Source organism: Microbulbifer maximicatervae (SeqCode), assembly GCF_052467695.1.
This window is the reverse complement of record NZ_CP174320.1, coordinates 4,304,276-4,330,584: the sequence shown is the minus strand read 5'-3', so window position 1 is coordinate 4,330,584 and position 26,309 is coordinate 4,304,276. Positions and strand designations below refer to the sequence as shown.

Here is a 26,309-nt window from a genome sequence, read left to right as displayed (position 1 = left end):
AGATGATTGAAAGCATCCTGCGCTTCTCCATTGAGCGGCGTTATTTCGTATTGTCCCTAATTTTTATTCTGGTGGGGCTAGGGGTTTGGAGTTACCAGAAACTCCCTATTGATGCGGTCCCCGATATCACCAATGTTCAGGTGCAGATTAATACTGAAGCACCTGGTTACTCGCCTTTAGAAGCTGAACAGAGAATCACCTATCCGGTAGAGGCGGCACTTGCCGGACTTCCCAACTTGGAGTACACCCGTTCAATTTCGCGCTACGGGCTATCCCAAGTGACTGTGGTTTTCAAAGAGGGGACAGATCTCTATTTTGCGCGAAACTTAATAAACAGTCGCCTGGGTACCATCGAGAGCAATCTGCCCCCGGGGTTGGAGCCGGAAATGGGGCCCATTGCCACCGGGCTCGGTGAGATCTTTATGTATACCGTGGAGGCTCTGCCCGGAGCAACCCAGCCCAATGGTCAGCCCTACGACGCCACGGCACTGCGGGAGATTCAGGATTGGATTATTAAACCGCAATTGTCTCTCGTTCCGGGGGTTACGGAACTAAATACTATCGGTGGCTATAACAAGCAGTATCACGTAACACCGGACCCCCGCCAGATGCTTAACTTCGGCGTATCGATGGAGGACATTGCCGAGGCTTTGCGTCGCAACAACGAAAGTCGAGGTGCTGGCTATCTGGAAAATAATGGACGCCAACTGTTAGTGCGTTCACCGGGACAACTACAGAATATCGGAGAAATTGAAGACGTAGTAATTACCAGCCGATCCGGGGTGCCGGTTAAAATTTCTGATGTTGCTGAAGTGGCTATTGGTAAAGAGCTGCGTACCGGTGCTGCTACGCGAGACGGTGAAGAAACCGTATTGGGTACCGCTATGATGCTGGTGGGGGAAAACTCCCGCGAGGTGGCGCGCAATGTGGCGGAAGCTTTGGAGCAAGTAAAATCCACTGTACCTGAAGGTGTAAAGGTGGAAGCGGTTTACGATCGCACGACGCTCGTGGACAAAGCCATCGCTACAGTACAGAAAAACCTTATTGAAGGTGCGTTGCTGGTAGTCGTCGTGCTGTTCTTGCTGCTTGGAAATATTCGGGCTGCCTTTATTACGGCTGCTGTGATTCCGCTGTCCATGCTTGCCACTATATTTGGTATGGTGCAAACCGGTGTTTCTGCCAATCTGATGAGTCTCGGTGCGCTCGATTTCGGCCTGATTGTCGATGGGGCTGTAATTATCGTAGAAAATGCGATTCGCAGGCTCGCCGAAGCCCAACAGCGCAAGGGCGCTAAGTTACCTCTGCAAGAGCGACTGGAGCTGGTATTCCAGGCCACCAATGAAGTGATTCGCCCGAGCCTTTTTGGAGTGTTGATTATCACGGTGGTGTATATTCCTTTGTTCACACTGACTGGTGTCGAAGGAAAGATGTTTCACCCTATGGCCGCTACTGTGGTTATGGCGTTATTGGCTGCATTGGTTCTTTCTCTCACCGTAGTACCTGCAGCGGTTGCTGTTTTTCTCACCGGGAAAGTCAGTGAAAAAGAAAATAAGGTGATTGTTGCTACTAAGTCACTGTACAAGCCGCTTTTAATTGCCGCAATGAAAGTGCGTTGGCTGGTACTATCAGGGGCTCTTGCTTTAGTCCTGTTTTGCAGTTGGCTAGCTACGACTCTCGGTTCTGAGTTTATCCCCCAGCTTAATGAGGGCGATATTGCACTACACGCTTTACGTATTCCGGGGACTGGCCTCGAGCAGTCGGTGGAAATGCAGCGTCTACTAGAGCAGCGCATTAAGGAGTTCCCCCAGGTAGACAAGGTATTTGCAAAAATTGGTACTCCAGAGGTAGCTACAGATCCAATGCCTCCGAATGTGGCTGATAACTTTGTGACCCTAAAATCCAGAAATCAATGGCCCGATCCAAAACTGCCTCAGGAGCAATTGGTGGCAGAAATCGAAGCAGCCGTTCGAGAGCTTCCAGGTAACAACTACGAATTTACCCAGCCAATCCAGATGCGTTTCAACGAGTTGATTTCTGGTGTGCGTGCAGATCTGGGCATCAAAGTATTTGGTGATGACCTGGACCAGCTTGTCGCTTCGTCTAATCAAATCCTGGGTGTGTTAAATGGGATTGAGGGTGTAGCCGATGCTCGAGTAGAGCAGGTTGAAGGTCTGCCAGTTCTCTCTGTAGTCCCCAAGCGTATAGCGCTCGCCCGCTATGGTATCGACCTGAAAACCCTACAGGACTTGGTATCAACCGCAATTGGAGGGGAATCTGCAGGGCTGATTTATGAGGGTGACCGCCGCTTCCAATTGGTAGTAAGGCTGCCGGAAGGGCTGCGCCGGGACTATGAAAATCTTGGTGACTTACCTGTACCTTTACCCGCTGGTAGCCCGCTAGGTAGCTATGTGCCTTTGTCTGAAGTAGCCAATCTTGAAATGACACCGGCTCCCAATCAAGTCAGTCGTGAAAATGGCAAGCGCCGTGTAGTGGTAACCGCGAATGTACGCGATCGCGATTTAGGATCTTTTGTGGAGGAGGCAAAAGCCCGAATCCAACAACAGGTGTCTTTGCCTGCCGGTTACTGGTTGGTATATGGAGGTACATTTGAACAACTGGAATCTGCAAGTACGCGTCTTTCTATCGTTGTCCCGCTGACGCTTTTGGTAATCCTCGGTCTTCTGGTAATGGCTTTCGGCTCATTCAAAGATGCCTTGATCATTTTTACAGGAGTTCCCTTAGCGTTAACTGGCGGGGTGCTAGCTCTATGGCTGCGCGGTATGCCTCTATCGATTTCTGCAGGGGTTGGGTTTATTGCCCTTTCTGGTGTTGCGGTTTTAAACGGCCTGGTAATGCTGTCATTTATTCGTCAGCTGCGGCAACAGGGCGGTGAGCTTTTGGTTTCGATTATTGACGGAGCAATGATTCGTCTTCGTCCTGTACTGATGACCGCTCTGGTCGCCAGCTTGGGGTTCGTGCCTATGGCATTGAATGTGGGTACCGGCGCAGAGGTACAAAGGCCCCTGGCCACGGTTGTGATTGGGGGGATTATTTCTTCCACACTTCTAACTCTGTTTGTACTTCCGTTACTTTATCGGATTGTGCATGGCAGGGGAGGAGACGAGATGGCTAAAAACTCTATTAAGTAGATGTTTCTGCCTACTTCACCTCACAAAAGAGGTGAAGTAGGTGTAGAACCAATGAGGCAAGATTCAGTTAATTTATTGACTCCTAGTGACGCTCTAAACAAAAGGTATGAGTGCAGGTCGTTCGGCTTCCTAATAAACTCCCCTATGAGTCTGTAAGATAATCTTAGTGTTTAATATACAGACTGCGTATGGTTTAAATGCATTGCTTTTATGGCGCTGTGTTTTTGTGAGTGGTACATGCCGAAAGTGACTCGATAGCTTGAGACGTCTAGTTTATGTGCAGCTGATTCATATCAAATTCTTTAGAGTGTTGATATATTTTTCAGTAAAATTTAAAGCGTTATTTCTTTTTGTCAGTGGGTCACAATATGAAAAGACAAAAACGGAACTTTTTTCTGTTGAATAAGTGCTCAATGATATTGGATGGGCGCCGTGAGTTTGGAGTGAGGTACCTATGATAGGTTCAAAAAAATTCATGTGCACACCCAGGGATTCCAGGTTACCCAAGTTGGATACGCATAATCCTTCAAGAAAGTAGGGATTGTTGGTTTCGTATTTTTCAACCCACTCAATAATATTCCCTAAATCATAGTTCTTGTGAAAGTTAAACTTACAATATTCGCCGGACACTGCCTGCCGATCAAGTTCAATCTGTAAGTGCTTTGCCAGCTCCCAGGTGTTCTCGATATCGATATCTGGTGTAACCTCAAGAGTGGTAACTGCAGAAAAGGTACCAATAACGCTTAACTCGATTCCGGTGCCGCATAGGTCGCGGACATCCATGGGTAATAAGATTTTGATCCATTCTCTGTGATTTGGCAGTATGTTTGATGCCTGGATGGCAATAGCACAAAAAAGCGCACTAGGTCTTACTTTGTGTTTTCTGCCAATAGCTGCAACGTGAGAGAGTTCCTCCATAGGAAATTTGCGATATAAAATATGGCCCTCCCGTTCAGTAACAAAAGCGGCTTCTTCTACTGGCCATTTAAATAAATTTTCTTTAATTCCAGATGTTTGCTGGTTGGAGAAATGCTTGCTTGAATCAAAGTAGGTCTCAACAGGGTCGTATAACGGCTGTCTATCTAACCTGAATCTTCCTTGATCCAAAAAATACAAATCTAAAATGTAGAATATGATCCCGGCAGACCGGCCGTCCAATGCAGCATGATTGCTGACCATAGATATGTAGTCGACTTTACCGAGTGAATTTAGATAGAAGGAAAGAGTATATGTACATGCTTCAACGTTGAGTCCTGTTTTACCTCTGCGAGTATATTCGTATTCAATATTAATGGGTTTTGAAAGCCCTCTTATCTCTAAAGGGACATCATCAAAGGGTACGTCGCAATACCAGCGCAGTTGCTCACCTGACTCAACACGAGCCTGTAGAAGGGGGTAAATTTTATGGATTAAAGAAAAGGCAGTTTTAAGTTGCTCAACACTCAGTGGAATTAGAACTTTATAAAAGGAAACCAGCAAGGTTCCCCCGCAAGTTCTCCTGGCTAGCTCGGTAAATAATGCTTCTTCAGGCCCCAGCACCCTGGAGAACTCTCGGCTGGACATAGGTGCTCTTTCCAAGAACAGATTGACTTAATGTCAAACTTAATAAAATAGAAGTTAAGATGCAAAGATATTGATACCTAAATATTGCTTGCTTATCTATATATACATGTTCGGAATACATAAGTGTTGGCTAAGATTTGTCGTGGCTTGATCTAATGTTGACTGGTTTGAGGTGCATTACTTGAGTGGGGGTATGGGGCAATAGCTCCTTTGGAATACATGTATGCCTTTCAATAAAGCTAGTAACGTCGCCTCCTTTTGGCAGGTTACATTAAAAATCAAGTACTGAATTTTATATGGTTTATTGGCTTAAGGTTGATGTTTGGTGGAATCTGTGAGATGTATATGATATGACTGACTGTACTTGGTTGGCGTTGCCAATATTTCCTTGCATTGATTTTTGGTGGTCACTTGTAGTGACCAATTGATTCTTTATTGGAGAATCGTACATAAGGTGAAATTGTTTGGGGGGTGGCCTTGGCTGATTAGGGAGTAATGGGCGCCTTTGCTTTACTTTTGCTTTTGTTCGTTTTTTAAGTCAAGGGTTAGTTCTCAGGTTCTAAAAGCCTCTTGATAGTGTTAATGAATTTTTCTGCAAAATTCAAAACGCTATCTCGTTTTGTGAGTGGATCACAGTACGAAAATATAAATACTGAATTACGTACCGTTGAATAGGTTAGTAGTGAGATAGGGTGAGCCCCATGTGTTTGAAATGGAATTGCCGTGATGATTTCAAAGTACTTCATTGCCGTGCCAAGCGCTTTCATGCTGCCTACATTAGATATACACATTCCTTCAGAAAAGACAGATTTCTTTTCCTCATAATCCTGAGCCCATTCAATAATATCCTCGAGTTTATATTTCTTGGGAAACATGAACTTGAATGGTTCTCCTTCTTCCGCCTGTTTATCAAGCTCAATCTGTAAGTGGCGCGCTAGTTGCCAAGTATCTTCTATGTCTATATTGGGCATGATTTCAAGAGTGGTTGCTGATGAAAAAGCACCTACTGCACTTAATCCAATTTCAGTGCCGCAGAGTTCACGAACATCCATGGGTAGTAAAATTTTTATCCAATCTTTATGGTTGGGTAATATTTTGGATGCTTGAATCGCAATGGCGCAAAACAGGGCGCTTGGCCTTACCTTGTGACTTTTCCCTATTTTTACCAGTTGTGAGATTTCTGCAATCGGAAATTGCCGATATATAGCATGACCTTCACGTTCTGATACAAAAGCAGGTTCCTCTACGGGCCAATTAAAAAGTTCATCTTTTTGAGAAGATGGTTTTTCATGGGCAAAGTATTTAGAGGAGCTAAAGTAGCTTTCGACAGCTTCATAAAGTGGTTGTCCGCCCAACCTGAATGTTCCTACATCTTTAAAGAATATGTCCAAAATACAGAATAAAGTCATCACTGATCGGCCATCCAAAGCTGCGTGGCTGCTGACTAGTGAGATCCATTCAACTTCGTCATGGGAATTAATATAGAAAGAAAGTGTATATGTGCATTTTTCAACATCAAGGCCCGTCTTACCCCGACGATTGAATTCAGCCTCGAAATCAAGAGGCTCCTTCAATTTTCGAATCTCAATTGGAATTGACTCGAATGGTACGTCGCAGCGCCATCGAAGCTTGTTGCCGGACTCAACTCTTGCCTGTAAAAGTGGGTAGATTTTATGTGCCGATGCGAAACCACTTATCAATTTTTCAACGCTAAGAGGAGTGAGTACTTTGATAAAGGAGATTACTAATGTCCCCCCGCAAGTTCGCCTTGCCAACTCGGTGAACATAGCCTCCTCTGCACCTAATACTCTGGAGAGCTCTGTAGCCGGCACAAAGTACCTCCTTTTTAAAGCCCATCCATATCATGTAAAGTAACTTGAATAGGCTTGAATCGCAAAAAACAATTGCTTAAAGATAAATGGCTGTAGATTTGATTTTGGATACTTTGTTGCAGAAGAGTAGTTAAGTGATGGTAAGTTGTACTAACAATGGTTTTATTGGTGCGGATTTTATTTAAGGGTTTTTCCAGGAAAATTGTTGTTTATTGGTCTGTAGCGGTTTTAGTGAAGTTCTTTACATTTGCTTTTACCCTACTGGGGGGAAGTAGACTTACAGTTGGGTTTTGGACAGTAGCTTTGTGGCCAGCATGTTGTAGTTGATGTAAGCTGTGGGTGAGTGCTCTTAGTAGGGGGGGTATATTTGCTTATCCATTGGTTGCCCCTTGCTGAGTAAGATAATTTGCACATCTTATATAATTTATTCTGACTGGGCTTTTAAAATATGCCGGAACAACTCTTTACACTTTTACCTTTTTGGCCTGCGATACTTGGAGCTGTAGTACTTTTTTTGCTAGCTAAATCCATCGTGATAGTGGAGCCAAAGCAGTACCACTTCGTGCTATTTCTTGGTAAGTACTGGAAAACTGCCACCCCTGGTTTCAACTTGATTATTCCCTACCTTTCCTGGGTAGACAAAAAAGCCTCAACGGCTCTACACGAAACCCCTGTTGAGTTGAGTCTAAAGACCAGTAATCATGTCACATTTGGTTTGATTCTAAAGGTTCAGCATCAGGTGTCGTCGGATGTGCAGCTTGCATACAAAGCTCTCTATGATCTAGAGAATTACCAGGCACAGCTGAAGTCTTTTGCGACAGATGCAGCTATTCCTGTTGCCAACGGCATTGAGCTTGAAGACGTTTATAACAAAAAAGAACATATAGCTGATAAGGCTAAAGAGCGCCTTCGCCAATTTTTCCACGACTTTGGTGTAGAGATTGTCGATGTATTATCAGATGAGCCGCGGCTACCCAAGTCGGTAGAGGTTCAGGCTAACAAAGTTATGGAAATGCAGCGGGAGAAGCAGGCCGCTACCTACGAGGCTGAGGCGATCCGGGAGCGCGAAGTGGGTAAGGCTAAAGCTGATGGCGAGTCCGTAAAGATTCGTATGGAGAAAATGGGGGAGGCACGACGGGTATATGCACAAAGTGCAGCCGAGGCTATTAAGGTTCTTACCAGCGCTGGTACCAGCGCAGACGAAGCGTTGCGCTTTATGACTGCCATTGCAGATAATGATGCACTGGTAACTGCTGCACGTCACGGTAGTACTGTGGTAATGGCTACCAGCCAGGCGCAGCAAGTACCTGTCGCTTTGCCGTTACCTGATAAGTCGGCTGCGGTAGCAAAACAACGACCGCTGAGAGAGCCCGAGCCAGTCTAGTAAGGTCATCCGAGGGGTAAGCCTATGGGCTTATCCTTTGGTGGCTTCGGGGTACCTAGATAGTACTTTACCCCGATAGTCGATGTCGTACTGCTCAGCGCTACAGTACTTGATATTCTATGTGGTACAACTACAATATTTTTTTTCATGGTCCTGGCGCTGCTTATATTACTTTTTCAGTTATCTTTGGTCGTAATTTGATTCAATGGGCCGATATAATCTTTGCTAGGCATTTTACCGGCGAGTCCAAGCCAGCTAGTCCCGACTATGGTTGGTCCAATTTAGGGTATGAACTGATTGTATTTATAAAAGCACTGATAGTCTGCATAATCACCCTAGCTCTCATGCGAGCAATGATATGAATGATCGATAATCCAGATAAATCCTTAGCACTTTATATGTGGATGATATTTCCAAGGCACTCTTATTTTTTGGATTATTTTTGACCCTGGATGGAGGGTTATGTTTCTCCTGTTTAGAAGGCCGTTGAAGCAAAGTTCTTAGTGTCTTTTGTGCTATTGCTGTTTCGAAGCTCTATTGTGACTCCTAATGTGCATTTGGTCTGCATAGCTAGTGGCGGAAAATTATACGTGATATCGAAGCTGTCAAGTTTTTACCTGGAAGATGATGCTCGTATTATGTCTCGGAAGGGCAAGGTATCGCTATTTTATAGTTTGTTGGTATTGGGCAGGAGTATTGATGTCCACTGTCGCGCCAGTATTGGTCTCACATGAATTGTTGCATCTCAAGAAGTTATTGGTAGGGTAATGCTTGGTGGGGGTCCCAGCTGCTAATAAATAAGAATAACATGGTTTTTTTGATTATGACCTAAGAGCTAGGATAAGAGGTGCAGCTATAGTAGCTCATATATATTAGCTTGCCGCGGCTGCTTAAAGAACCTGGGGGCAGGAATGCACCATCAAAAACTATTCAGTGACAAGAGTGAGCTTTATAAGACTGCTAGGCCAACCTATCCTCCAGAGCTTTATAAGTGTCTCTCAAGCTTGGCTCCATCAAATAAACTTGCCTGGGATTGTGCTTGCGGTAGTGGTCAGGCAGCGATAGGATTGGCGAAACTATTTAGTAGTGTGTACGCATCTGATATTAGTGTCGAGCAAATAAAAGCGGCTAAAGCTCACCCTAATATTCACTATCAAGTAGGACCTACTGAGCAGTGTGACCTGGCAAATGAGAGTTGTGATTTGGTTTGTGTAGCCCAGGCGTTGCATTGGTTTGACCTTGATGATTTTTGGCCCGAAGTTCTAAGGGTTTTGAAGCCAAAAGGTATTTTTTCAGCTTGGGGCTATAACTGGCCAGTCTTAGATGGAGAACTGGCTCAAATATTCAATGATCTTATTTTGGGTCCAATAGAGACGTACTGGGCTCCACAAAACAAATTGCTCTGGAATCATTTTAAGGATATAGACTTTCCTTTTAGTACTATACAGGTTTCGAAGCCAACTATGGAAGCAGTCTGGGACCTGAATGAGTTTTTTAATTTTATACATACTTTTTCGGCTGTGCGGAGATGTATAGATGGCATGGGTGGTGAATTTATGGAGTGGGCCTACCGTAAGGCTAGGGAGGTTTGGAAAATGCCACAAGAGAAACGAGTGGTAGCATTTGATTTTGTGCTCTATGTAGGGTGTAAGAAGGGTTGGTGATAGAGAGATATCGCTATCACTAGATTAGGGCAGTAGAAGTGCTTTGTAAATCTGTATTTAATTTCAATAGTAACTTATTAAATTAGAAAATGTCGGGGAGTTAAAAATGTCTTATGCAGATGGATTTGTAGCAGCTGTACCCTCAGATAACAAAGAAGAATATATTAAGCATGCAAAAATTGCTGCAGAGGTATTTAAAGAGCAGGGGGCTCTAAAGGTTGTTGAAACTTGGGGTGATGATGTTCCAGAAGGCGAATTAACCTCTTTTCCTTTGGCCGTAAAGTGTGCTGGCAATGAAACTGTAGTGTTCTCCTGGGTCCTCTGGCCTTCTAAAGAGGTTCGAGACTCTGGATGGCAGGCGGTTATGGATGATCCGAGGATGAATCCAGATCAAAACCCTATGCCATTTGATGGTAAGAGGTTAATCTATGGTGGCTTTAATATTATATTGGATGAATAAGGCATGTTTGTGGGTCATTGCGGAATGTCAATAGCTTAGTTTGAGTTGCCTTTGAGGTAGTATTTTATCGTGAATTGAGTAGTGCGAAGGTTCCGTTAATGATTGATACGTAGTTGTATTTGGAGTGCAGCTACACCTGAAGAGGGTGGATATATTCTGCAGCTTAGTTGGGCTTCGTGATTCTCGAAGCTGGTGGCGACTATCCACTGCCTAAAGAAAGTGAAATTGCATTTCACGGCTTCGAAGATGGTCTTAACTTCTTTAGTTTGGTAAATTCGTCAAATCCCAATATCGCAATGTGGTATTGTTTAGGTCTCTCCCAGGAAAATTGGGTAATCCTGGTTAATGGTATGACTATAATTCCTACCAATCTTGCACTATTTATCCTGGTCATTTGGGGTGGTTAATGTTCGGCTGGTGGCTTTAGTAGAGATGTTTCTCTCTTAAAGAGTATATGTTTGTTAAGCACTTGCCTCCTCTACGGACCTGACGACCTTGGTTACAAGTCATGCCGCCATGGTAGCCCCACGACGGACTTGTCAGGTTGGTGTTTGGGAGATGGTAGGAGTTTGTTCTCCATATCGAATGATCCGGAACATGTGGTTAGTGTTACAACTATATTGCACGGTTGTGTATTTTATTCAATGCCAGTAGATTTAGGGTGATTATTGTTATCGGTTTTATTCGGTTCATTATCGCTCTTTTGGATTTGAATGTACCTATATTTAGGGGGTAGGCTTGTCTAATATACATAACTCTGGAAGTTGCCAATCCACGGCTATTAAATTTCTTTTTTCCACTGCCTACCCCCATGATCGATCGCCCACGCTGTAAATGTAGGACTTATCTACAAGTACAGTTATTTGATACGCTAGAGAAATCGAAGACAGTCAGGGTCGGAAGTATTGGCTGTATTGGAGCTCCAAGTATTATTTAAATTAGTGCAGGTGGGATCGGCAAATGGGTCCAGCAAGTCGAAACCAACATTATCTGTAGATATATTGCCTCGAATTACATTGTCGACACTTCCTGACTGCTCTATATATATTCCCTGGTCACCATTATATTGGACTGTGTTTTGGAGGATTGTGTTGCTAGAGCCGCTGTCGGAGATCTCAATACCATCATCACCATTATTGGAGGCAATGTTTTGGGATATATAAGAGTTGTTTCCATTAATGACGATTCCGCCACCATCATTGTTTTCAGAAATATTGAATGATATGGTTGCTCCTGATCTGTTTAGATCAATTCCGTCATCGTCACTGCCTGCAGTATAATTCTGGATGATAGAGGCTGAGGCGCCATTAATTTCTATTCCTTCGTCACCTGCCCCATTAATTATATTTTGTGTTACTGTAGTGAAGTCGCCACTGGCATCTATGCCATCATCACCATCCACCCCATTACTAGTAATAATATTGCCCTGTATTAGATTGTTATTACTCTCTGCTCTGATTCCGTCATCGAGGAGAAAATTAGTGATTTGTGTGTGAAGAATTGAGTGTAAGCCGGAGCCGGCTACCAGAATGCCCCCTGGACAATTCTCTACGCTCCCACCGATAACTTGACGAGAGGTACCCTCAACCATTATACCAAATTGTCCAGTTTCTCCAGCTTCGCCGATGCATGTGATTCCGCCATCACCTGACATATACAGGTTTCCTGAGGGGCCGGTAATGGTTAAAGCGTAAGGGTTTTCTGGCGTTAACTCACATAGTAAATTTTCTGTAAGAGTGGTAGGTGAATTAATAGTATCAAAACATTCAACGGCAAGTGATTGAGGGGAAAGTATAACGGCTGAAGTGCTTACCATTAAGTAGATGGGCGCAGTCAAAGACTTAGAAAATTTGATATTCATTGATGATTCCTTCCATATAATAGGGTATGAGTAGGTTTAGTTTATCCTTGTTTTTTAGGTATCCTGAAATGGTTTTTTTAGAGTCTTCAATGCAGTTTTGTGGTTAAAGTGGACGGCTGTTATTGCAGCAACAATTCTGCTTTGTGTGGTTGTTTTTTTCAAATATTTTTTTGGAGTTTTGAGGTTATTGTAATTATATTTTTTTATAAGTCTTTGGGTGTTTCCCTTGGTCTATGAGGTTAGGTTTGTCCGGGAAGTACTGGTGTTGATTTTTAATATTTATATGGAGATGTTTAGTGTCGGTTGTCCTATATAGATATTGAGAATTAGTGGGTGTAATTATCTTGTCTGATACTTGTCACCTCAGGTAATACTTTTTGAATTCCTTTAAGGTCAATACTCCGGGTAGTTTTAAGTGGCAATCTGGGTAGGGACTATGATCAAGTACTGGGAGTGATAGGCTCTAATAACCAGGTGGTTCAGTACTTCCACATGAATATCTAGGGGGTGGACAATTTTGTGATGCCTCGAAAGTCCCATAGGGAAGCCTTGAAGACCGCAGTTGCTGCACTGTGACCCTGATGGCATTCGTTGCATGCTGCGCCTAATGTCTGCGACCATTAATACCTACAATATACTGTAGAATTATTTTAAGGCCCCTATTAAAAATTGAATTATGGCGCTTTAATAATAACTTTTCCCAGTTGTATCTCCTCATTTGATTAGTGTTGTTTGACCTTCTGGTACCTTTCTGCCAATTTCGTGATCACGATTAGAGGTGCCTTATGCCCTGAATTGGCTAAGAAGGTTAAACGGGGTGTCCGGAAATCCGTCGCTGACCAAGCAATAGTGATCCACTCAGTATTTTGAGTGTTAAGCCTAATACCGGCCTCCTTTTTTAAATATAATGGAATGGAGTGCTACCATCTTGCAATGCAATCTTTCGTGCTTTGGCTCTATATCATGTTCTCACTGGAATAGTTGACAAAAATGTAATTACTCATAATGGAGGTGGCTGTAATCTCCATAAATAAAATGCATCTTCGATGTTTTCATTGTTTCGCCAATGTACCGATAAATGTTTCTCGGATTGGATTGCAGTATTTGATAATAATTATAGGGAGTGGCTTATTAATTGCTCCTTTTTAAAGCTGTATTTAATTGCTTATTAATATATTTTGCCTGTAGCTGATGGCCTCTTGTTCGTAGAATGCTGCCAGGATAGGAGCAGGTATGGTTAGTGTTTCAAGCAGGGAAAGTACGTCTGACTCGCGAGTTAATATACTCAGGGGTACTTTTATTAATCTATTTGCTAAAATAGTTACCTGGTTTAGCCGAGCTCTGAACTTAGGCTGACGTGATTTTTATATTTTTGTAGGAAAGGGGCTGATAGGTACGAGTTTGAGTGCTGAATAATGGTTATTTAACGATCATGCTTGAAAGTATTCGCTTAGGCAGCGGATAAAATTTGTGATCACCCTGAGTAATAATCGTGCTTGCAAAGAAAAACCTCTCATATTTTTGTCTATATCCTCCTTTCTTCGTGGGTTAATTATTATTGAGTGTTATCTCAAAAAAATCTCGCTAATGGTTAAATAACTCGAATAAGTTGATGTATCTAAAATTGGAGGAACTGCCCCCCCTCGAATGGCTCCAGAGCAAGGTGTCTAATGACTTATGACGTGAAAGTTAATCTTTTTTGGTTTCTGTTGACTTTCCGGTACCTTTCCACTAGTTTCGCGATCACGATTAGAGGTGCCTTCTGCCCTGAATTGGCTGAGAAGGTTAAACGGGAAGTCCGGAAGTCCGGCGCTGCCCCCGCAACGGTGATCCACCTGCATTCTGAGTGGTAAGCCCGATACCGGCCTCTTTTCTAAACACGATGGAGCGGAGGGCTACCATCTTGCAATACGATCTTTCGCGCTTCGGCGTGCCGCATTGCTATTCCTCCCTCGATCCCATGTGCTTTTGTCTTAGGGGTTGAAGCTTGAAAAAATCTATATTTAGCCTGGCTGTTTTATCAGCCGTGAGCGCGCCGTCTTTTGCTGAATCCACTGTTTCCGAATCTTCAATTCCAGACCTGGAAACCGTGGTTGTTGTGAGCTCCCGTCAGGGTGAGCCGCTGCGCCAGGTAGCTACTTCAGTAACTGTATTGGATGAAGAGCAGCTAAAAGAGCGGGGATTGGTGTCCCTTGCCGATGTTTTGCGCAGTGTGCCTTCCGTGTCTGTTACCAATACAGGGGGTATGGGCAAGACAACCTCCTTAAGGGTACGTGGAGAGTCCGGTTTCAGAACCTTGGTCCAGATAGACGGTATCGACGTTTCTGACCCAACCGGTACCCAGGCGGGGGCTCATATTGAACATATTATGAGCAGCAACTTGCAGCGCGTGGAATTATTACGCGGTCCACAAGGTATGCTCTACGGAGCCGATGCCGGTGGTGTACTGGATATCTCGACTCGTCGCGAGGGTGAAGGGCAGCGCTTTGAGGTGTCAGCTGAGGGCGGTAGCTTCGATACTGAACGCTACAGTGCCAGCGCTAGCGGAGCTAATGAAGCACTGGATTATTTTGTTTCTGCTGCGGCGGCAGAAACCGATGGTTTTAATACCAGTAGTTATGACACGGAATTGAGAGATGACGACGGTTACGATAATGAAACCTTGCATGGCCGTGTAGGTTGGAATATTTCTGAGCAGTGGCGACTTGAGGCTGTGGCGCGGGATACCGATGCTTCAGGTGAGTATGATCGCTGCGGCTGGCCCTCTCAGGATGATTGTAACTTTGATTTCAGCCAGGAAAGTGTTCGTGTCAGCTTAGCTCATAAAGGCGAAGATGGTCAGCAGGAGTTGGCTTATACACGTTCTGATTTGCAGCGTACCTATATCAGTGAAGGCGTGCCCTTTTATGAAGCGGAAGGTGATATCGAAAAGTTGAACTTCACCGGTTCCTACGGGTTTAGTCGCGAACATGGGATGGTCTACGGGGTAGAGCATCGTGAAGATACTTCGGGAGACCTGGATCGGGATCAGTGGGCAGTTTATTCCGAATATCAGGGAAGCTATGCCGATCAGGCTTATATCACCCTTGGCCTTCGCCATGACAATAACTCTGATTTTGGCAGCTACAACAGCTTCCGCGCCAGCTCAGCCTATTTATTTGAGGATGTTGCCAACGGTACGGTAAAAATAAAAAGTAGTTACGGCACTGGCTTCCGTGCCCCGAGCTTATATGAAGTTGACTACAACGCTACCGCATTCGACTGGTTAACTTTTACTCCATTAGAGTTGCCGTCCCTTAAGCCGGAAGAGAGCCAAGGCCTGGATCTTGGTGTTGAATACTTTGGTGAAAACTCTCTCTACCTGGAGTTCGTACTGTTTAAACAGGTCATTGAGAATGAAATCGGATTCGATATGGTGGGCTACACAGGTTACCTGCAGAGCAGTGGAGAAAGTGAGTCCCAAGGCGCGGAGTTTGTTGTCGAAGCACAATTGACTGACAGTCTATTGCTTTCTGCCAACTACACCTACACCGACGCTGAAGAAGCCGATGATTCTCCCCGAGCTCGTAGCCCCAAGCACTTGGCCAACCTAGGCTTCACATATAAGCCTACCAGTGACTTGAGTCTGGTTATGAACCTGCGCTCCAGTGCGGATGTGGTAGATAGCGATGGCACCTCGCTGGATGATTATCAAGTGCTGGATGCCAGTGTCCGTTATCAGCTGAACAACTCCACGACTGTATTTGTTCGCGGTGAAAACCTTACCGACGAAGATTATGTGGAAGTCACAGGCTATAACACTGCGGGCCTCGCCGGTTATGCTGGTGTGGAATTTAGCTTCTAAAGCACTTTCTTTTATAGGTTCTTGAACGAGGTGGCCATGTCGGAAGACGAGCAAAAACGAAATGCCAAGCACAAGCAGGCAATGCAAAAACACAAGGAGAAGGTTGATGCCAACATTGCAGCAGCCGATATCCAGCGTGGAGTTGCTGTCCTGCTCACCGGAAATGGCAAAGGGAAGTCGAGCTCAGCTTTCGGCATGGTGATGCGCGCACTGGGTTACGGGCAGAAAGTGGGTGTGGTGCAATTTATTAAAGGCGCACAGCAATCTGGGGAAGAGCTTTTCCTTAAAAACCATTGCCCGGAAGTTACTCTCTATCAAATGGGCACCGGCTTTACCTGGAATACTCAGGATCGCACCAGCGATATTGCTGCTGCAGAGAGAACCTGGGCAGAGGCAGAAAAAATGCTTACCGATACCACCTATGACTTAGTGGTGTTGGACGAACTCACTTATATGCTCGCTTACAAATACCTGGATGAGTCCAAAGTATTGGAGACTCTAGCCCAGCGGCCACAGGAACAGAGTTTGGTGGTGACTGGTCGAGGTGGTGGTAGTGCACTACAGGAGCTAGTGGATACAGTATCTGAAGTGAAAGATGTTAAGCACGCTTTTAAAGCGGGCATCAAAGCCCGCAAAGGCGTAGATTACTAGGTTGTTTTCACTATGTCCGTGTTGATGGTTCAAGGCACGACTTCCGATGCCGGCAAGAGTACTTTGGTGGCCGGGCTCGCTCGTTACTTTTCCCAGCGCGGAGTCAGTGTCGCACCTTTTAAACCGCAAAATATGGCACTCAATAGTGCCGTTACGGTGGATGGTGGTGAGATAGGGCGGGCACAAGCATTGCAGGCCCAGGCCTGTGGAATCGCCCCTCGCAGCGATATGAACCCGGTGTTACTTAAGCCCGCTTCAGATACCGGGGCTCAGGTTATTATTCAGGGTAAAGTGCTGGGGAATATGCAGGCGCTGGATTACCACCACTATAAAGCCGCCGCGCATAATGCAGTGCTGGAATCCTTCGCACGGCTCGATAATCAATATGAGCTGGTGTTAGTTGAAGGGGCAGGTAGTCCGGCAGAAATTAACCTGCGGGAAAACGATATTGCTAATATGGGCTTTGCCGAGGCGGTTGATTGCCCGGTTATACTGATTGCCGATATCGATCGCGGAGGTGTGTTCGCCCACTTGGTAGGCACCCTCGAATTGCTGTCTTCCTCAGAGCGAGAGCGTGTCGTCGGTTTTATGATCAACCGCTTTCGTGGCGATCTGCAATTACTTCAGCCGGGGCTCGATTGGTTAGAGAAATATACCGGCAAGCCAGTTCTCGGAGTCTTACCTTATCTCCATGACCTCTACCTTGACGCGGAGGATGCTATTAGTACCCAGCAGAGCGGTGCTGATGCTCGATTGAAAGTGGTAGTGCCGGTATTGCCGCGCATTAGCAATCATACAGATTTTGATGCGCTGAGGTTGCATCCGGATATCGATCTGCAATTTGTCAGTGTCCGCGAACCAGTCCCACAGTGCGACTGGATTATTCTTCCTGGCAGTAAAAATGTACGGGCAGACTTGGCTTACTTAAAAGAAAACGATTGGCCTGTACAGTTGGATCGGCATCTGCGTTATGGCGGCAAACTCGTGGGTATTTGCGGTGGTTTGCAAATGCTGGGGAGCGAGGTACAGGACCCGGATGGGGTAGAGGATACCCCGGGTAACGAACCGGGCTTGGGTTATCTGGATTTCACAACTCGCTTGCAGCCAGTCAAAGCACTGAAAAATATTACCGGCTTTTTAGCTTTGGAACATGAAGTAAAAGAAGCTACTCCTGTTCAGGGCTACGAAATCCACTGTGGTATAACAGAAGGTGTAGCTCTGCAAACTCCAGCGGTACATATCTGTGATAAAGACGGAAATTCCAGGCCTGATGGTGCAATAAGTGCTGATGGACAGATATTCGCGACCTACGTGCATGGGCTGTTCGATTCACCCGAAGCGCTGAGCGCACTTTTTGCCTGGGGTGGGTTGAAAGACTCTACGCCGCTGGATGTGGGTGAACAGCGACAGCAACAATTGGACAGGCTGGCTGAGACTATTGCCGAGAATATCCAGGGAAACTGGCTCGAGCAATTTGAGGGAGCTAAGGAGACGGCAGTGCTGCAAGAGGATACCCAGTGACTGTTGCCCGTATCAAAGCATTAAATGTTGCCTGGTGGTTACTGCCCACAGCACTTGCCCTTAGTTTTTCTGCTGCCGTTGCTATAGGTGCAGTGTATCTCTCACCCTCACAACTATTTGCCGCGATCAGTGGCCAGGGCGATGGTGGACTCGCTGGGGATATTGTTCAGGTAATACGATTACCGAGAGCGATGTTGGCCGCTGGAGTGGGTGCTGTGCTCGCTATCTGCGGGGCAATGTTACAAGGCTTATTCCGAAACCCTCTAGCTGACCCATCCCTGATTGGTGTTACCGCAGGGGCTTCTCTCGGTGCTTGTTTGGCCATCCTGCTAGGAGCGGAGGTTGCCGCTGCGTTTGGGAGTTTGCCCGTTGTATCCATAGCTGCTTTTTTCAGCGGCCTTTTAGCGGTGACACTGGTCTACAAAGTGGCGAAAAGTATTAATGGCACTTCCGTGGCCACCATGTTGCTAATGGGGATTGCCGTTACCGCTTTTTCCGCAAGCCTGATCGGGCTAATGGAGTACTTTGCTGATAATGACACCCTGCGCCGTATGAGCCTGTGGCTAATGGGGGGGCTGGATGCAGCGAGCTATCCTCGCGCTTTTCTGGTTTTGGCCGTGCTGGGGGCTTTGCTTGCCAGTATGCCCCGCTTCGGTACCTCACTAAATGTTCTTTTATTGGGAGAATCCCAGGCGCGCTATCTTGGTATTGATGTGGAGCGGGTAAAAACCCGTTTGATAGTGCTTGTTGCGGCGGGAGTGGGCACTTCGGTTGCTGTAGCCGGCAGTATTGCTTTTGTGGGGCTGGTAGTGCCCCATATAGTGCGTTTGTGGGTAGGACCTGATCACCGGCAACTGTTGCCGCTTTCTGCCCTGGCTGGAGCCAGTTTATTACTAGTTTCCGATACCCTGGCACGAACCATTATTGCCCCGGTGGAGATCCCGGTAGGGCTGATTACCGCACTGATTGGGGTGCCTTTTTTTGTTTCCTTGTTGCGTAAAAGCAGGGGGGCAATTTAATGGCTCTGCTACAGGTGGAGGGAGTTGCGGTTAGTGTCGATAATCGGCCGCTGTTGCAAGATATCAACCTGGAGGTAGATGTCGGCGAGCTGGTTTGTGTGATTGGCCCCAATGGCGCGGGGAAGTCGACCCTGCTGCGTGCCCTTTGCGGTGAAGTGAGGATGGATTCCGGGCAGGTCCACTTTAAAGGTAACTCTTTTTCAAAATTGTCGGCCCGCAATCGAGCCAGGCAAGTTGCCGTCCTGCCGCAAAATAACCCACTGACATTTGCCTTTACCGGGCTGGAATTGGTCGCCCTCAGTCGAACTCCGCATTCCACCGGCACTGACCGGGACCGAGAAATCTGCCTGGAAGCCATGGCTGCGCTGGATGTTAGTCATTTGTCTGAGCGCCTGTACCCAACATTATCCGGCGGCGAGCAGCAGCGCTTGCAATTGGCTCGGGTGATGGCCCAGGTCTGGCGGGCAGAGGATGGGGGAGAGCGGCTCCTCTTATTAGATGAACCCGCTGCCAGCCTGGATATTGCACACCAATATGGAATGATGAGAGCGGTAAGAGACTTCGCGCGAAGTGGCGTAGCTGTGGTAATGACGGTCCATGATCTGGCCCATGCCAGCGGCTATAGCGACAGAATCCTCGCCTTAAAGCAGGGGCGCAGTATGGCCTACGGAAATCCAGAGGATGTATTGATTGCGGAGAATATGCAGCAGCTTTATGGCTACAGTGTCACGGTGATGCCACACCCGGTAACCGGTAAATCCCTGGTGATTGCCGATGTCTAGTGCCAGTGGTGTGCATCTGATACTAGGAGGCGCACGCAGTGGAAAAAGCCGACTCGCGCAACAGCGCGCGGAGCAGTGGCTAAACAGCAGTAGCGATGGTGGACTTATCTACCTGGCAACGGCTACGGCGGGCGATCAAGAAATGTCTACCCGTATTGCTCGACATCGGGAAGACCGGGATCATCGCTGGGAGACCCTGGAAGAGCCTATTGCATTGGCAGAGGCTCTGGTTACTGCTCCTGAGTCCCACTGTGTACTGGTGGACTGCCTCACTTTGTGGTTGAGCAACTGTCTTCATCAGGGCGTTTGGGAGCGTGAGCAAGAGGCGCTTCTGCAATGTATCGATCAGAGGCGTACACTCGCTAACGGTAATACCCCACCTTGGATTTTTGTCAGTAATGAAGTCGGTTCGGGTATTGTGCCCCTTGGGCAGTTATCACGGGAATTTGTGGATGCTGCAGGTTGGCTTCATCAGGCATTAGCCGAGCGAGCTGATAGCGTCACCTTGGCAATTGCAGGTTTGCCGCTCACTGTAAAGTAAAGAATCACCTGAGACTGATAATGATGACATATGAACTCAGTTGGCTCGATAAGCCTGCACCAACCCCGGACCAGAGTGCTCGCAATGCCGCGATTGCCCGCCAGAAGCAATTGATTAAGCCGCAGGGCGCACTCGGTCGGCTCGAGAGTATTGCCGTGGATTTCGCCGGATTCCAGGGGTGGGAGCAACCCCAACTGAATAAATTGTCGGTGCGGGTATTCGGCGCTGATCACGGTATTGCAGCCCAGGGAACTTCCCGATTTCCTCAGGCAGTCACTTCTGTAATGCTGAAACTATTTTGCGAGGGTGGGGCGGCTATTAATGTGTTGAGCCGCGAGCAGAATGCTGATTTTGCCGCAATTAATCTGGGTTGTGTGGTCCCCGCTGAACACCCCGACCTGATTGATGAAGTTATAGCTCCCTCTACTGCGGATTTCTCCCAAGGTAACCCAGCTATGACCCAAGCGCAGCTGGCTCTTGCTCTTGATGCCGGTCGCCGCCAGTCTACCGATGCAGATTGTTTTATTGGCGGAGACATGGGTATTGGCAATACCACTTCCGCCGCTGCCATGTTTGCCGCCCTTTTTGAGCTAGAGGTTGGCAGCATTACGGGGCGAGGAACAGGTATCGACGATGCAGTGCTCGCCCGCAAGGTGGAACTGATCGAATTTGCTTTGGAGCAGCACCGGGCAGCGCTGGGCTCGCCACTTGCTATTCTGCAAACTTTTGGTGGCTTTGAGATTGCAGCCTTAACGGGAGCGTTTGTCGCCAGTGCCCAGCGAGGTGTCCCTGTATTGGTTGATGGTTTTATGGCGACTGCCGCAGCAGCTATTGCCGGTGCTATTAATCCGTCAGTGAAACCCTGGTTGCTCTACGCCCATCTCTCTGATGAGTCTGGTCACAAACTGGCCCTCGAGTGCCTGGGGGTGAAGCCATTGCTGAGCTTCAATATGCGCCTTGGCGAAGGCACAGGTGCAGTGTTGGCCATCAGTATTATCAAGCAAGCGCTGAACCTGCATAACAAAATGTTCACTTTCAGTGAGGCAGGAGTGCCAGTTGCGGATTGATCTTTTACGACACGGTGCCTGTGAAGGTGGAAATATTTTTCGCGGCCAGATCGATGTGCTCCTAACCAGTGAGGGTAGGGAGCAGATGTTGCGAGGGCTTGCCGAGCTCGATGGCTCCTGGGACCGGATTATTACTTCACCCTTGAAACGCTGCCAACGCTTCGCTGCTCAGCTTGCCCGAGAGAAAGAGCTGCCGATAACTGAAGTTCCTGATATTCGGGAAATTGGTTTCGGGGACTGGGAGGGGCAGTCAGTCGATAAGATCTGGACTGAGCAACGAGCGCTGTGTGAAGCCTGGGGGCGTGACCCGGAAAAGCACGCACCGCCGGGAGGTGAGCCCTTTCCCGTATTTCGATCCAGAGTTCTTCAAGCTATTGATAATCTAGCCCAGCAATACTCGGGAGAGTCCCTGCTGCTCATTACTCACGGTGGCGTTATCAAGTTGTTGCTCGCATATGCGAATAACTGGCTTCCAGTGAAAATGATTTCACTGCAAGTTAATTACGGGTTTGCCGCATCGCTGAGATACGACTCGGACAATAAGACCTTTACCGTTTCCTACCCAGAGCAGTCAGCTTATGTTTATTGCCCGTAAGTTGTACAACCTATCCCAAGCATTTCTGTATGCGCTGGTATTTCTTACCCGGCTGCCGGTGGCGGGCTTGCTGCGGGACGTGGACAAGGATACGGTGAAGCGGTCGATATATTTTTACCCCCTGGTTGGAGTGGTGATTGGTGTTCTGTTATCCGGGGCCGCCTACCTTCTGGCTCCTTTAGGTGCCCAGTTGCAAGCTGCAATACTATTGGGTTTCTGGGTGGCCCTGACAGGTGCACTACACCTCGATGGCCTTGCTGACTGTACTGATGCCTACTTTGCTGGACATAAGTGTGCCGATCCTGAAGAACAACGTCAGCATATTCTGAGGGTAATGCACGATCCCCACTGCGGCTCTATTGCGGTAGCGGCTGTTGTTGTTTTCCTACTGATAAAGTTCGCTGCAATAGCAACCCTGCTAGAGCTAATAAACCCGGTAACAAAAGATGCTTGGGTCTATCTGCCGTTAGTGCTCTCACCTATGTTAGCCAGGGCTGCGGCCCTGGCTTTAATAGGAGTTTCACAATACGCACGTGTTGAAGGCCATGTACCGCCCGCTGGCTCCGAGCGCCGATGGGACCTATTGCCGGTAGTTGCAATCGTAGTTGCTATTGGATGTTTAGCGGCGCCAACTCCCATTGCCATAGGCATCGTCTGTAGTTTGATTGCCCTGGTCTTATTCTGGCGTCGCCTGTGGGATAAGACTATTGGTGGTTATACCGGCGATTGTTTGGGCGGTTTGGTCGAGATAAGTGAATTGTCGATATTGATATTATGGGTGGCAGTGGTTGCCAATGTGAATTACGGGGCTGTTTAGAAGCTCCTTAGTTATAGTCGAGTTAAAGAGATGTCTCGAAGCAGTATTGTCCGTGTTGTTTTAGCCTTGAATCTGTTATTGGTTAGTAATACTTGGGCGGATGATTCCGTGCGGGTAAAAGATGCCCGTGGCCAATGGGTTGAACTGCCTGCACCCGCAGAGCGTATTGTTGCGCTAGCGCCAAATATCGTGGAGAACTTTTACAGTGCCGGGGCCGGGGATAAGCTAATTGCTGCAGTAAGCTACAGTGACTACCCCGAGCAGGCTAAGCAATTACCGGAGATAGGTAACTATAAGGCGGTAAATTATGAAAGTTTACTATTGCTAAATCCCGACTTGATTGTTGCCTGGGGATCGGGAAATGGCGATCAGATGATTAATAAACTGGAGGATCTCGGTTTTACAGTTTTCGTATCTGAATCTCACACTCTTGAAGATATCGCTGTGAATGTAAAGCGCTTCGGTACACTTGCAGGCACAAGTGACTATGCAGATAAATCTGCCGGAGAGTGGCTTGAGCGACTGAATCAAATACAGCTTAGCCATAAGGATCTGGATTCGGTCAGTGTTTTTTATCAAGTTTGGAATGAGCCACTGCAAACACTTAATGGCGACCACCTGATTAGCGATGTTATTGAAACCTGTGGCGGCCGTAATATATTTGCCGGTGCATTGGTATTAGCACCGAAGATTAGTATTGAGTCTGTACTCGATAGAGACCCGAGAGTAATTATCGCCAGCGGCATGGGAGAAGAGCGGCCAGATTGGTTGGATGCCTGGGAAGCATACCCAAGAATTAATGCAGTTAAAGAGGGAAACCTGTTTCATGTACCACCGGATATCATCCAGCGACATACTTTTCGGGTGCTGGATGGTATGGAGATGGTTTGTGATGATTTGAATCGGGTGAGAAGAAGCGGTTAGTTTTTCTGCTTATCAGCAGGAAGACTCAGTCGCAGCGTATTATTTTGTAGATCAACTATCGAAATTGAATTTGCTGGCTAGATATTTTTATGGGAATATTTTTTGTTATTCTCTTTGTCGGAGGGCTGCTTGCAGTCCCATATTTGGCGATTAAACTAACCATGCTTGAACAAGATGAAAGTAGTCAGTGGTCAACCTTCTGGAGGCTGGCTTCCGCAGACTATTATACAATGCAAAGTGTTGCAGCTATCCCAGTCACTGGCTTGTCATGTTATATATCGTTTTATCGAGGGGTGTCGACAGGAAGCTTTGAATTTATAGTAATTGCTTTTGGTTTGGCGGTTCTCATATTGTTTTTAATTGAAGATCTTCTAAGGCAAGATTATCTTCAATTTCATATCAAAAATTTAAAGCTGTTATCGATAAGTGTCATTTCTTTAACGTTGATTGCTCTAGAGTTGTCAATGGCAGCCACTACATTTATTGGAGCCATCGCTATACTTTGGGTGTCAGTTAGATGTGTAAAGCAACAAGTACTCAGCAATAGAGATAAAACAGAATCTGGAACTTTAGACGGTGACAGGTAGTCGGCAATGTAATTGATACAGTCTGATAAATCTCAATTTTCTTAGTGTTCAAATTTTGGTGGGTCCGGGTGTGTTTAATGTCGTAAAGTCCAACGATTCCTCTTGTGTATAACAGGCTCTGTTCTGACTCAGATAGGTAGATTAATTGCGCTCCTTTAGGAAAAGATCTCGGAGGCTAGCTAGGGGTCTTTTTTCTTTAGGTTATAATTCGTGATCTGATGTGGCCACCCTTCTCTAATCTGGTAAATACTATATCTATCAAGAATATATTCATCTACAGGATATCATATATGTCTAGTACTGATGCTTCAGTTGTTTAAACCGACCCTTCTCAATTCAAAAGGCCAAAATCTAAAAAAATATGTCCAAAACCTAAAGGCTGGGGTTCGAACTGCGTGTAGGCTTAAGTTTTAGAGCAAACTGGAAATCCTTTGGATGCTTTAAGTGATACGATCCACGGACTTTGGTATTTTGGTAGCCTTTCCTTTGCGTATGAATTTGGGGTAGGGCATTTTTCAAGCCAAGCTTCCTAAGAATTTGGCTTTATTAATTGGATTCAAAAAACTAATTCAGTTTGTGTTCACAGATACAGACCTATAAATAAGTCAGGGCGATGGGCAAGATCTCTACCTTGGCGTGTTTGATAATAGTAATTGGACTAGTGCTTATTTTTAGAGGCACAAAATATAGATTTAGTAGTTTTACATTCATCGTAATAAATTTCTATAAATAGCATTTATTTAGCTAATCGAAATTTATATGTAGGCTGCCCCGAAACAGGAAGTTAATACATGGACCTTATATTTAACAATGCTGCATTGCGTCAAAACCTTATAGGCTGCCCGGCTTCTCATGCAGACGCATTTAAAACCACCGCAGCATCTCACCGTTGCGTTATCATCGTTCGCGCAACAGGGCCAACATGTACCCAATTACTTGAGCAGGGATATGACACAAAGGGCTTTAGGATTCATGGGAAGTCATGTGATTGGGGGCCGATGGCAGGCTTTGTATTACGAGACCCCCGGTTAAATAAACACGGGATGAGAAAAGCGGCCTATAACCGTGATCAACATCGAGAAGCCTTTACTGATCTACAGTCTGGTGCAGGTTGGACTGCATCAACAACACCTCTTCGATTACATCAGGAACGGGTTGATTGGCTTATTCAATCAGGAAAGATCAATGTTACAAGAAAAACTCAAGATCGTTACGAAGGTGTAGCCAGCCACCTCAGTGGCATTACTTTTCATTACTCTCTTATCAGGGTTAACACATGCTTGGGAGACATGTGGGGTGTCTATGTCGATAAGGAAAAAAGTAGGCAGTCAGGCTTTATTCAGGAGCGTGGCAACATTGTTGTTCAGTATGACACTAAGTACAAGGATATGTATGAGCCGCTACTGGCAATGACCAACCCCGTGGAGCATCGTCATTTTCGTAATGAGCACCCCCTTAATGCAATTACTGGAGATTATGATCTGTTTGCTATCTGGCCATTTAAGCGGGGCGCAAAGAAGTTTGATCGATATGGAGATGATCGCCGTATTCTCGGCACTGCTCAAGCTTGGTCGCAGCGTCAGCATATCGAAACCCAATTAGAGAGAAATTTCACTACCCAAAGGCAAGGCACCAAGCTGGGTAATATAACTAATCGGATTTATGAAGTAAGCCAGACACTCAATTCCACTATCGGTGGTATCCGCAGCCCGAGAGCTGGAGCTGGGCAGTGGGGGCCATTCCCGAGAAGAAATGTGCTATGGCACAGTGATGAAGCCGCACGCCCATATGTGAATGACATAGATTTACCCCTTATTGCATTTACTCCTGCTCGCAGTGAAGTGGTCATTCAAACTTTGCAGGCTTTCAGAGAGCTTATAGCAATGTGCAGAATAAATGGTGTCAATGTCACTCTGGCAGAGGGCTGGGCAATGAACCCTACCAATAATAAGCCAGACCGATTGGGGCAAGGCTACGGAAGGTTTGTACCCCGCGACTGGCACTTTGGTCAGTGGATTGTCCCACCTTGGTACAATGCTTAACTATCG

Annotated in this window: 20 protein-coding genes and 1 riboswitch; of the genes, 17 read left to right on the top strand and 3 right to left on the bottom strand. The window is 46.3% G+C overall.

Annotated elements, in window-relative coordinates:
- The first annotated feature begins 2 nt into the window (after positions 1-2).
- Positions 3-3,149 (top strand): efflux RND transporter permease subunit, encoded by a 3,147-nt coding sequence (locus ACJJI8_RS18940; protein ID WP_444933373.1) that lies wholly within the window; start codon positions 3-5, stop codon positions 3,147-3,149.
- Between the two features lie 288 nt (positions 3,150-3,437).
- Here the strand turns inward: ACJJI8_RS18940 and ACJJI8_RS18935 are convergent, their stop codons facing one another.
- On the bottom strand, positions 3,438-4,712 hold the full coding sequence (locus tag ACJJI8_RS18935) for a hypothetical protein (protein WP_444933372.1): 1,275 nt from the start codon (positions 4,710-4,712) through the stop codon (positions 3,438-3,440).
- 545 nt (positions 4,713-5,257) lie between these two features.
- Positions 5,258-6,544, bottom strand: a complete 1,287-nt coding sequence (locus ACJJI8_RS18930; protein ID WP_444933371.1) for a hypothetical protein — start codon at positions 6,542-6,544, stop codon at positions 5,258-5,260.
- Positions 6,545-6,992: 448 nt separating this feature from the next.
- On the opposite strand from ACJJI8_RS18930, the gene ACJJI8_RS18925 reads away from it, so the two are divergent.
- The 4 genes from ACJJI8_RS18925 to ACJJI8_RS18910 all read left to right on the top strand — a co-directional run bounded on the left by ACJJI8_RS18925 (position 6,993) and on the right by ACJJI8_RS18910 (position 10,459).
- On the top strand, positions 6,993-7,928 hold the full coding sequence (locus ACJJI8_RS18925) for an SPFH domain-containing protein (RefSeq protein WP_413662199.1): 936 nt from the start codon (positions 6,993-6,995) through the stop codon (positions 7,926-7,928).
- A 911-nt stretch (positions 7,929-8,839) separates the two neighbouring features.
- Positions 8,840-9,592: a class I SAM-dependent methyltransferase gene (locus ACJJI8_RS18920; RefSeq protein WP_444933370.1), complete on the top strand. Its 753-nt coding sequence runs from the start codon at positions 8,840-8,842 to the stop codon at positions 9,590-9,592.
- Positions 9,593-9,698: 106 nt separating this feature from the next.
- Entirely contained in the window at positions 9,699-10,052 is a 354-nt protein-coding gene (locus ACJJI8_RS18915; RefSeq protein ID WP_444897492.1) for a DUF1428 domain-containing protein, read from the top strand.
- A gap of 176 nt (positions 10,053-10,228) precedes the next feature.
- Positions 10,229-10,459: a hypothetical protein gene (locus tag ACJJI8_RS18910; RefSeq protein WP_444933369.1), complete on the top strand. Its 231-nt coding sequence runs from the start codon at positions 10,229-10,231 to the stop codon at positions 10,457-10,459.
- A gap of 464 nt (positions 10,460-10,923) precedes the next feature.
- Here the strand turns inward: ACJJI8_RS18910 and ACJJI8_RS18905 are convergent, their stop codons facing one another.
- Positions 10,924-11,913, bottom strand: coding sequence for a right-handed parallel beta-helix repeat-containing protein (locus tag ACJJI8_RS18905; RefSeq protein WP_444933368.1), 990 nt, complete (start codon positions 11,911-11,913; stop codon positions 10,924-10,926).
- Positions 11,914-13,649: 1,736 nt separating this feature from the next.
- Positions 13,650-13,797: riboswitch (cobalamin riboswitch) on the top strand.
- 103 nt (positions 13,798-13,900) lie between these two features.
- Here ACJJI8_RS18905 and ACJJI8_RS18900 point away from each other — a divergent pair.
- The 12 genes from ACJJI8_RS18900 to ACJJI8_RS18845 all read left to right on the top strand — a co-directional run bounded on the left by ACJJI8_RS18900 (position 13,901) and on the right by ACJJI8_RS18845 (position 26,303).
- On the top strand, positions 13,901-15,757 hold the full coding sequence (locus tag ACJJI8_RS18900; protein ID WP_444933367.1) for a TonB-dependent receptor plug domain-containing protein: 1,857 nt from the start codon (positions 13,901-13,903) through the stop codon (positions 15,755-15,757).
- A 36-nt stretch (positions 15,758-15,793) separates the two neighbouring features.
- Entirely contained in the window at positions 15,794-16,408 is a 615-nt protein-coding gene (gene cobO, locus ACJJI8_RS18895; RefSeq protein WP_444933366.1) for a cob(I)yrinic acid a,c-diamide adenosyltransferase, read from the top strand.
- A 12-nt stretch (positions 16,409-16,420) separates the two neighbouring features.
- Positions 16,421-17,929, top strand: a complete 1,509-nt coding sequence (locus ACJJI8_RS18890) for a cobyric acid synthase (protein WP_444933365.1) — start codon at positions 16,421-16,423, stop codon at positions 17,927-17,929.
- Complete coding sequence (locus ACJJI8_RS18885; protein ID WP_444933364.1) at positions 17,926-18,948, top strand: FecCD family ABC transporter permease; 1,023 nt, start codon at positions 17,926-17,928, stop codon at positions 18,946-18,948. Before ACJJI8_RS18890 ends, ACJJI8_RS18885 begins: the two co-directional genes overlap by 4 nt.
- A complete protein-coding gene (locus ACJJI8_RS18880) occupies positions 18,948-19,730 on the top strand; it encodes a heme ABC transporter ATP-binding protein (protein WP_444933363.1) in 783 nt (260 codons plus the stop codon). The genes ACJJI8_RS18885 and ACJJI8_RS18880 overlap by 1 nt, the downstream gene beginning before the upstream one ends.
- Positions 19,723-20,271, top strand: coding sequence for a bifunctional adenosylcobinamide kinase/adenosylcobinamide-phosphate guanylyltransferase (gene cobU, locus ACJJI8_RS18875; RefSeq protein WP_444933362.1), 549 nt, complete (start codon positions 19,723-19,725; stop codon positions 20,269-20,271). Before ACJJI8_RS18880 ends, cobU begins: the two co-directional genes overlap by 8 nt.
- 20 nt (positions 20,272-20,291) lie before the next feature.
- On the top strand, positions 20,292-21,338 hold the full coding sequence (cobT, locus tag ACJJI8_RS18870) for a nicotinate-nucleotide--dimethylbenzimidazole phosphoribosyltransferase (RefSeq protein ID WP_444933361.1): 1,047 nt from the start codon (positions 20,292-20,294) through the stop codon (positions 21,336-21,338).
- Complete coding sequence (locus ACJJI8_RS18865) at positions 21,328-21,933, top strand: histidine phosphatase family protein (RefSeq protein ID WP_444933360.1); 606 nt, start codon at positions 21,328-21,330, stop codon at positions 21,931-21,933. The genes cobT and ACJJI8_RS18865 overlap by 11 nt, the downstream gene beginning before the upstream one ends.
- Positions 21,917-22,750 carry an adenosylcobinamide-GDP ribazoletransferase gene (gene cobS, locus ACJJI8_RS18860; protein ID WP_444933359.1) on the top strand — a complete coding sequence of 278 codons (834 nt, stop codon included), beginning with the start codon at positions 21,917-21,919 and terminating at the stop codon, positions 22,748-22,750. Before ACJJI8_RS18865 ends, cobS begins: the two co-directional genes overlap by 17 nt.
- Before the next feature lie 30 nt (positions 22,751-22,780).
- The gene (locus ACJJI8_RS18855) at positions 22,781-23,674 is read left to right on the top strand and encodes a cobalamin-binding protein (RefSeq protein WP_444913946.1); all 894 of its coding nucleotides are present in this window, start codon (positions 22,781-22,783) and stop codon (positions 23,672-23,674) included.
- 89 nt (positions 23,675-23,763) lie between these two features.
- Entirely contained in the window at positions 23,764-24,261 is a 498-nt protein-coding gene (locus tag ACJJI8_RS18850) for a hypothetical protein (protein WP_444933358.1), read from the top strand.
- A gap of 791 nt (positions 24,262-25,052) precedes the next feature.
- Positions 25,053-26,303 carry an anthrax toxin-like adenylyl cyclase domain-containing protein gene (locus ACJJI8_RS18845; RefSeq protein ID WP_444913944.1) on the top strand — a complete coding sequence of 417 codons (1,251 nt, stop codon included), beginning with the start codon at positions 25,053-25,055 and terminating at the stop codon, positions 26,301-26,303.
- Positions 26,304-26,309 lie beyond the last annotated feature (6 nt).

Bases quoted from the DNA above. Each gene is read 5' to 3' on its own strand.
- ACJJI8_RS18940 (WP_444933373.1), top strand. From the start codon at position 3: ATGATTGAAAGCATCCTGCGCTTCTCCATTGAGCGGCGTTATTTCGTA.
- ACJJI8_RS18935 (WP_444933372.1), bottom strand. From the start codon at position 4,712: ATGTCCAGCCGAGAGTTCTCCAGGGTGCTGGGGCCTGAAGAAGCATTA.
- ACJJI8_RS18925 (WP_413662199.1), top strand. From the start codon at position 6,993: ATGCCGGAACAACTCTTTACACTTTTACCTTTTTGGCCTGCGATACTT.
- ACJJI8_RS18920 (WP_444933370.1), top strand. From the start codon at position 8,840: ATGCACCATCAAAAACTATTCAGTGACAAGAGTGAGCTTTATAAGACT.
- ACJJI8_RS18915 (WP_444897492.1), top strand. From the start codon at position 9,699: ATGTCTTATGCAGATGGATTTGTAGCAGCTGTACCCTCAGATAACAAA.
- ACJJI8_RS18905 (WP_444933368.1), bottom strand. From the start codon at position 11,913: ATGAATATCAAATTTTCTAAGTCTTTGACTGCGCCCATCTACTTAATG.
- cobO (WP_444933366.1), top strand. From the start codon at position 15,794: ATGTCGGAAGACGAGCAAAAACGAAATGCCAAGCACAAGCAGGCAATG.
- ACJJI8_RS18890 (WP_444933365.1), top strand. From the start codon at position 16,421: ATGTCCGTGTTGATGGTTCAAGGCACGACTTCCGATGCCGGCAAGAGT.
- ACJJI8_RS18880 (WP_444933363.1), top strand. From the start codon at position 18,948: ATGGCTCTGCTACAGGTGGAGGGAGTTGCGGTTAGTGTCGATAATCGG.
- cobU (WP_444933362.1), top strand. From the start codon at position 19,723: ATGTCTAGTGCCAGTGGTGTGCATCTGATACTAGGAGGCGCACGCAGT.
- cobT (WP_444933361.1), top strand. From the start codon at position 20,292: ATGATGACATATGAACTCAGTTGGCTCGATAAGCCTGCACCAACCCCG.
- cobS (WP_444933359.1), top strand. From the start codon at position 21,917: ATGTTTATTGCCCGTAAGTTGTACAACCTATCCCAAGCATTTCTGTAT.
- ACJJI8_RS18855 (WP_444913946.1), top strand. From the start codon at position 22,781: ATGTCTCGAAGCAGTATTGTCCGTGTTGTTTTAGCCTTGAATCTGTTA.
- ACJJI8_RS18850 (WP_444933358.1), top strand. From the start codon at position 23,764: ATGGGAATATTTTTTGTTATTCTCTTTGTCGGAGGGCTGCTTGCAGTC.
- ACJJI8_RS18845 (WP_444913944.1), top strand. From the start codon at position 25,053: ATGGACCTTATATTTAACAATGCTGCATTGCGTCAAAACCTTATAGGC.